The sequence below is a fragment of the Micromonospora endophytica genome (genome assembly GCF_003236305.1).
In the GTDB taxonomy this organism is placed as follows: Bacteria; Actinomycetota; Actinomycetes; order Mycobacteriales; family Micromonosporaceae; genus Micromonospora; species Micromonospora endophytica.
Genome location: NZ_POTX01000321.1, coordinates 1 through 5307 on the forward strand (window position 1 = coordinate 1; position 5307 = coordinate 5307).

Below are 5307 nucleotides of genomic sequence, written 5' to 3' on the forward strand. Positions count from 1 at the left end.
TGTCCGGCGGTGTCCTACTCTCCCACACCCTCCCGAGTGCAGTACCATCGGCGCTGGAGGGCTTAGCTTCCGGGTTCGGAATGTAACCGGGCGTTTCCCCTCCGCCATGACCGCCGTAACCTTATCAACATGTCAAACAACCACACACACCAACCAACGCTGGCGGGATCATTTGTTTGTTGTGAGTTACACAGTGGACGCGAGCAGAACCTTTGTAGTCAAGTCCTCGGCCTATTAGTACCGGTCAACTGAACCAGTTACCTGGCTTACATTTCCGGCCTATCAACCCAGTCGTCTAGCTGGGGGCCTTACCCACCCCGAAGAGTGGTGGGATACCTCATCTTGAAGCGAGCTTCCCGCTTAGATGCTTTCAGCGGTTATCCCTTCCGAACGTAGCTAACCAGCCGTGCCCCTGGCGGGACAACTGGCACACCAGAGGTTCGTCCGTCCCGGTCCTCTCGTACTAGGGACAGCCCTTCTCAAGTATCCTACGCGCACGGCGGATAGGGACCGAACTGTCTCACGACGTTCTAAACCCAGCTCGCGTACCGCTTTAATGGGCGAACAGCCCAACCCTTGGGACCTGCTACAGCCCCAGGATGCGACGAGCCGACATCGAGGTGCCAAACCATCCCGTCGATATGGACTCTTGGGGAAGATCAGCCTGTTATCCCCGGGGTACCTTTTATCCGTTGAGCGACACCGCTTCCACACGCAAGTGCCGGATCACTAGTCCCGACTTTCGTCCCTGCTCGACCCGTCAGTCTCACAGTCAAGCTCCCTTGTGCACTTACACTCAACACCTGATTGCCAACCAGGCTGAGGGAACCTTTGGGCGCCTCCGTTACCCTTTAGGAGGCAACCGCCCCAGTTAAACTACCCACCAGACACTGTCCCTGAACCGGATCACGGCCCGAAGTTAGATACCCAAATCAACCAGAGTGGTATTTCAAGATTGCCTCCACACATACTGGCGTATGCGCTTCACCGGCTCCCACCTATCCTACACAAGCCGAATCAGATACCAATGTCAAGCTATAGTAAAGGTCCCGGGGTCTTTCCGTCCTGCCGCGCGTAACGAGCATCTTTACTCGTACTGCAATTTCGCCGGGCCTGTGGTTGAGACAGTGGGGAAGTCGTTACGCCATTCGTGCAGGTCGGAACTTACCCGACAAGGAATTTCGCTACCTTAGGATGGTTATAGTTACCACCGCCGTTTACTGGCGCTTAAGTTCTCCGCTTCGCCCCGAAGAGCTAACAGGTCCCCTTAACGTTCCAGCACCGGGCAGGCGTCAGTCCATATACATCGAATTACTTCTTCGCATGGACCTGTGTTTTTAGTAAACAGTCGCTTCCCCCTGCTCTCTGCGGCCATACAACGCTCCACCCGCGCGGGGCTTCACGTCTCCGGCCCCCCTTCTCCCTAAGTTACGGGGGCAATTTGCCGAGTTCCTTAACCACAGTTCACCCGATCGCCTCGGTATTCTCTACCTGACCACCTGTGTCGGTTTGGGGTACGGGCCGCTCGGAACTCGCTAGAGGCTTTTCTCGACAGCATAGGATCACTGACTTCACCTGAATCGGCTCGGCATCACGTCTCAGCCTCAATGACATGCGGATTTGCCTACATGTCGGCCTACACGCTTACCCCGGCACAACCACCGGCCGGGCTCAGCTACCTTCCTGTGTCACCCCATCGCTTGACTACTACCCGCCAGGGTCCCACGCTCCCCACCAAGAATCCGAAGACCCCCAGCAGATCGGGTGGTTAGCACAACGAAGTTCATCACGGGCGCTCCTTCGCGGGTACGGGAATATCAACCCGTTGTCCATCGACTACGCCTCTCGGCCTCGCCTTAGGTCCCGACTCACCCAGGGCGGAATAACCTGGCCCTGGAACCCTTGGTCATCCGGCGGAAGGGTTTCTCACCCTTCTTTCGCTACTCATGCCTGCATTCTCACTCGTGCCGCGTCCACAACTGGGTCACCCCGCTGCTTCACCCCCGGCACGACGCTCCCCTACCCATCCACACACCTGCACAAGGAATCAAGTCCAAGCGAAGTAAAATGTGAATGCCACAGCTTCGGCGGTGTGCTTGAGCCCCGCTACATTGTCGGCGCGGAACCACTTGACCAGTGAGCTATTACGCACTCTTTAAAGGATGGCTGCTTCTAAGCCAACCTCCTGGTTGTCTAAGCGACCCCACATCCTTTTCCACTTAGCACACGCTTAGGGGCCTTAGCTGGTGATCTGGGCTGTTTCCCTCTCGACTACGAAGCTTATCCCCCGCAGTCTCACTGCCGCGCTCTCACTTACCGGCATTCGGAGTTTGGCTGATTTCGGTAAGCTTGTAGGCCCCCTAGACCATCCAGTGCTCTACCTCCGGCAAGAAACACACGACGCTGCACCTAAATGCATTTCGGGGAGAACCAGCTATCACGGAGTTTGATTGGCCTTTCACCCCTAACCACAGGTCATCCCCCAACTTTTCAACGTTGGTGGGTTCGGCCCTCCACGTAGTCTTACCCACGCTTCAGCCTGCCCATGGCTAGATCACTCCGCTTCGGGTCTAGAACATGCGACTCAACGCCCTCTTCAGACTCGCTTTCGCTACGGCTCCCCCACACGGGTTAACCTCGCCACATGCCACTAACTCGCAGGCTCATTCTTCAAAAGGCACGCCGTCACCCCGCAAGGCTCCGACGGATTGTAGGCGAACGGTTTCAGGTACTATTTCACTCCCCTCCCGGGGTACTTTTCACCATTCCCTCACGGTACTCGTCCGCTATCGGTCACCAGGAAGTATTCAGGCTTACCAGGTGGTCCTGGCAGATTCACGGCAGATTTCAGGAGTCCGCCGCTACTCGGGAACACCCACAGAAGACCAGCTGCTTTCACCTACCGGACTATCACCGTCTACGGTCGGCCTTTCCAGACCATTCAGCTAACAACTGGCTTTATAACTCCTCGAACACGTGTCAGCATGTTCAGCAGGGTCCCACAACCCCGACCACGCAACCCCTGACAGGTATCACACGCAACCGGTTTAGCCTAAATCCGCTTTCGCTCGCCACTACTCACGGAATCACATGTTGTTTTCTCTTCCTACGGGTACTGAGATGTTTCACTTCCCCGCGTTCCCTCCACACACCCTATGAATTCAGGTGCAGGTGACACCACATGACTGGTGCCGGGTTACCCCATTCGGACACCCTGGGATCACAGCTCGGTTGACAGCTCCCCCAGGCCTATCGCGGCCTCCCACGTCCTTCATCGGCTCCTGGTGCCAAGGCATCCACCGTTCGCCCTTGACAACTTGACCACAAAGATGCTCGCGTCCACTGTGCAATTCTCAACAAACAACCAACCCACAACCCACAGCCCCACACCACAACCCGACCACCGCCGGCGGTATGCGAGACCAGGCCATGCCTGGCAACCAACACTGCAACGTCACCGCCACAGCAATCGGCTCTGAAACAACAACCACAACCGGGTTGTTCCTTCAGGACCCAACAGGGTGCTATACACCAGCCACCAGCCGCACCAGAACCCCGTTCCCACCACCGAAGCAGCTGTACTAGGAAAAATTCCGGCCGTTGCCGGCACCTGACTCACCAGTGTCTCCGCCATCTGAGCACCCCGACCCGACATCCGCGGGCCACGAGGCTCCATACCAGCCTTCGCTGGATGGTGCTCCTTAGAAAGGAGGTGATCCAGCCGCACCTTCCGGTACGGCTACCTTGTTACGACTTCGTCCCAATCGCCAGCCCCACCTTCGACGGCTCCCTCCACAAGGGTTGGGCCACCGGCTTCGGGTGTTGCCGACTTTCGTGACGTGACGGGCGGTGTGTACAAGGCCCGGGAACGTATTCACCGCAGCGTTGCTGATCTGCGATTACTAGCGACTCCGACTTCACGGGGTCGAGTTGCAGACCCCGATCCGAACTGAGACCGGCTTTTTGGGATTCGCTCCACCTCACGGTATCGCAGCCCATTGTACCGGCCATTGTAGCATGCGTGAAGCCCTGGACATAAGGGGCATGATGACTTGACGTCATCCCCACCTTCCTCCGAGTTGACCCCGGCAGTCTTCGATGAGTCCCCGCCATAACGCGCTGGCAACATCGAACAAGGGTTGCGCTCGTTGCGGGACTTAACCCAACATCTCACGACACGAGCTGACGACAGCCATGCACCACCTGTCACCGGCCCCGAAGGACCCCACATCTCTGCAGGATTTCCGGCGATGTCAAACCCAGGTAAGGTTCTTCGCGTTGCATCGAATTAATCCGCATGCTCCGCCGCTTGTGCGGGCCCCCGTCAATTCCTTTGAGTTTTAGCCTTGCGGCCGTACTCCCCAGGCGGGGCGCTTAATGCGTTAGCTGCGGCACAGAGAACCGGAGAGGCCCCCCACACCTAGCGCCCAACGTTTACAGCGTGGACTACCAGGGTATCTAATCCTGTTCGCTCCCCACGCTTTCGCTCCTCAGCGTCAGTATCGGCCCAGAGACCCGCCTTCGCCACCGGTGTTCCTCCTGATATCTGCGCATTTCACCGCTACACCAGGAATTCCAGTCTCCCCTACCGAACTCTAGCCTGCCCGTATCGACTGCAGGCCCGCAGTTGAGCCACGGGTTTTCACAGTCGACGCGACAAGCCGCCTACGAGCTCTTTACGCCCAATAAATCCGGACAACGCTCGCGCCCTACGTCTTACCGCGGCTGCTGGCACGTAGTTGGCCGGCGCTTCTTCTGCAGGTACCGTCACTTGCGCTTCGTCCCTGCTGAAAGAGGTTTACAACCCGAAGGCCGTCATCCCTCACGCGGCGTCGCTGCATCAGGCTTCCGCCCATTGTGCAATATTCCCCACTGCTGCCTCCCGTAGGAGTCTGGGCCGTGTCTCAGTCCCAGTGTGGCCGGTCGCCCTCTCAGGCCGGCTACCCGTCGTCGCCTTGGTAGGCCATCACCCCACCAACAAGCTGATAGGCCGCGAGCCCATCCCAGGCCGAAAAACTTTCCACCACCAAACATGCGTCCAGCAGTAATATCCGGTATTAGCCCCCGTTTCCGAGGGTTATCCCAAAGCCTAGGGCAGGTTGCTCACGTGTTACTCACCCGTTCGCCGCTCGAGTACCCCGAAGGGCCTTTCCGCTCGACTTGCATGTGTTAAGCACGCCGCCAGCGTTCGTCCTGAGCCAGGATCAAACTCTCCAACAAAAACCTGTTGAACAATCCATCCCGACAACAAACAAAATGTTGCCAAAGGAATCCCAAACCAGCCAGATCCGAAGACCCAACCAGCAC

General features: G+C 57.7%; 3 rRNA genes. All 3 read right to left on the minus strand.

Features of this window, described 5'->3' with window-relative positions:
• Position 1: 1 nt before the first annotated feature.
• Positions 2-118: ribosomal RNA gene (gene rrf, locus C1I93_RS27945) — 5S ribosomal RNA — on the minus strand.
• 96 nt (positions 119-214) lie between these two features.
• Positions 215-3323 (minus strand): 23S ribosomal RNA (locus C1I93_RS27950).
• Between the two features lie 382 nt (positions 3324-3705).
• Positions 3706-5220, minus strand: a 16S ribosomal RNA gene (locus C1I93_RS27955).
• The 16S, 23S and 5S rRNA genes sit together here, the layout of an rRNA operon.
• Positions 5221-5307: the final 87 nt, after the last annotated feature.